The organism is uncultured Mucilaginibacter sp. (genome assembly GCF_903893715.1).
Classification (GTDB): Bacteria; Bacteroidota; Bacteroidia; order Sphingobacteriales; family Sphingobacteriaceae; genus Mucilaginibacter.
The window spans coordinates 1-2,311 of the sequence record NZ_CAITNG010000043.1 but is presented as its reverse complement, the minus strand read 5'-3'; the positions used below and the strand labels follow the sequence as shown (position 1 = coordinate 2,311).

At 44.4% G+C, this 2,311-nt stretch carries 4 protein-coding genes; all 4 read left to right on the top strand.

Annotated elements, in window-relative coordinates; genetic code table 11:
- Positions 1–339: 339 nt before the first annotated feature.
- Positions 340–645 carry a metalloregulator ArsR/SmtB family transcription factor gene (locus QZX97_RS05815; protein ID WP_295653038.1) on the top strand — a complete coding sequence of 102 codons (306 nt, stop codon included), beginning with the start codon at positions 340–342 and terminating at the stop codon, positions 643–645.
- Positions 646–656: 11 nt separating this feature from the next.
- Complete coding sequence (locus QZX97_RS05810) at positions 657–1,151, top strand: SRPBCC domain-containing protein (protein ID WP_295653040.1); 495 nt, start codon at positions 657–659, stop codon at positions 1,149–1,151.
- Positions 1,152–1,168: 17 nt separating this feature from the next.
- The gene (locus QZX97_RS05805) at positions 1,169–1,384 is read left to right on the top strand and encodes a hypothetical protein (protein WP_295653043.1); all 216 of its coding nucleotides are present in this window, start codon (positions 1,169–1,171) and stop codon (positions 1,382–1,384) included.
- Between the two features lie 408 nt (positions 1,385–1,792).
- Positions 1,793–2,311, top strand: a 519-nt coding sequence (locus QZX97_RS05800) for a terminase small subunit (RefSeq protein WP_295664454.1), incomplete at its 3' end; no start/stop codon positions are given.

Here is a 2,311-nt window from a genome sequence, read left to right as displayed (position 1 = left end):
TAAAATTATTTTTATAATTAAATTTTTTGAAAACATTTTTGTCGTTTGGTTAAACGGGCTAAAATTTTTAAGATATTGATGGTTAGCCAAATAGCAAAAAACTGATGAACGGGGTAAAAAAGTGTCTGTTTTGAGCCGTTAGACCCGCGCTTTGAGATGCGGAAGCGTTTGGGGCTGGTGGGTGAACTGCTTACGCCAGCAGAATGCTTGCTACATTTTAGACGAAGCTAAAAGCATCGACCTCGGAGGGTCAATTACTATGCCTACAAAATATTTTCAAAAATATTTGCGCAGTTGATTAACTGCATTTAATTTGCAGTCAATCAACTGCATGTTAATATGAGACGAGACGTTTTCCAGGCCATTGCCGACCCTACGCGCCGGGCCATTTTGGGTTTAATTGTAATGGGTGCCATGACGCCCAACGCTGTTGCAGCGCACTTTGACAGCACCAGGCAAACCATATCAAAGCATATACAGATATTAACCGAATGCGAAGTACTGATACAGAAGAAGACCGGCAGGGAAATATATTATCACTTTAACCCCGAAAAAATGAAAGAGATTGACATTTGGCTGGAACGTTTCCGCAAGATGTGGGAGGATAGCTTTAATCAGTTAGATAACCTATTAAATAACATATAAACTTAATCATTATGACCAGCAACTTTGTTTTTGAACATGACCTTGCCGCTAAAACGATTCACATGTCGCGGGAGTTTAACGCACCGATAGAAAAAGTATGGAGAGCCTTTACAGAGGCCGAACTGCTTGACAAATGGGTGGGGCCGAAACCATACAATGCGGTAACCAAGATTATGGAGTTTACCGTTGGCGGAATATGGCTGTATGCCATGGTTGGCCCTGAAGGCCCGAAAGGCTGGAGCCGTGCCGAATTTACCGCTATAGAAAATGGCAAGTATTTTACAACCATCAATATGTTTTCGGATGAGAACGGCAACACGGTTGACGGTGCGCCAAGATCAATCACTGAAACTAAATTCATATCCATAGACGGAGGTAAAACAAAGGTTGATATTGTAAAAACCTTTACCAGCGAGGCCACCGTTAAAATGTTTGTGGAAATGGGCTTTAAAGAAGGCACTATTGTGGGTTATACCCAACTGGATGAATTGCTGGCTACCCTATAGCGTTGTACCATTGCACAATGGAAGTATTAGTTTTTAAAACGAACGTTACCAGCAAGAAAAAAGTGAGCATGATTGCGCCCCTGCTCACTTCTTTTCCAACCATTCGTCATTGGAATTTTGACCTGCAGGACTGCGACAAGGTGTTGCGTGTTGAAGCAACGGGGCTACAACCAAGTTCGGTTGAGCGGCTGCTGCTTGCGGCGGGTTTTGATTGTGAAGAGCTGGGCGATTAGTGTATCGTCATTTAAGCACCTATTGTTTGCGGACCCGCACGGTGGCTGTGCATTTATATTTCTTTTGTAATTTTTGTAATAATAAATTATTCTTCGTATATTGCGTTTAATTTGCAATAAGCTACCTTTTTGTGCCTGTTAGCGCTGTCCCGATAGCTATCGGGATGACGTTGGGAATTGCCGTGTTTAAGGGTAGCCCCTGACGGGGCAAAACTTTGAATTTACATTTTGCTACAAACAGGTAGCCCCTGACGGGGCATGTGATGGTGGGTTTGTCGCGCGGTTGACTCACCCCGGCTGCACTGCGCTTGACGACCCTCTCTTCCGCTTCGCGGTAAAGAGGGTGAAGGAAGGTAGCCCCTGACGGGGCATTTTAAGCTCTACTGATTAAAACAAAGAATAATAAATATGAAAACGATTGACGCATTTACACTAACACCTAAACAACAACGCTTTTGCGATGAGTATTTGATGGACATGAACGCTACGCGGGCGGCTTTGCGAGCGGGCTATACGCAGGCGACGGCCATGAACGGGCAGCTGATGGAAATGCCCAAAATTCAGGCTTATTTGAAGGGGCGTACGGCCGAGGCAGCGCAGAAACTGCAGGTAAGCCACGAAACGCTTTTGGGCGAATTGATGAAAGTTGCTTTTGCCAATATGGGCGATTATTTTGGGGATGATGGTCGCGTGAAGGCCATGCAGGATATAGTTGATGATAAAAAGTCGGCGATATGGAGTTTGAAAGTGAGCGAAGGGAAATACGGTACTACGGTACAACTACGGCTACACAACAAACTGGCGGCATTGGAAAAGATTGCCAAACACATTAAGTTTTACGAGGTGGAGCAAAAAAAGCAGGAACTACAGGAAGCCGTTTATGTGGACAAGGAAGACCTGAACGAGGATGACCGCTTTGAAGATGAT

Bases quoted from the DNA above. Each gene is read 5' to 3' on its own strand.
- QZX97_RS05815 (WP_295653038.1), top strand. From the start codon at position 340: ATGAGACGAGACGTTTTCCAGGCCATTGCCGACCCTACGCGCCGGGCC.
- QZX97_RS05810 (WP_295653040.1), top strand. From the start codon at position 657: ATGACCAGCAACTTTGTTTTTGAACATGACCTTGCCGCTAAAACGATT.
- QZX97_RS05805 (WP_295653043.1), top strand. From the start codon at position 1,169: ATGGAAGTATTAGTTTTTAAAACGAACGTTACCAGCAAGAAAAAAGTG.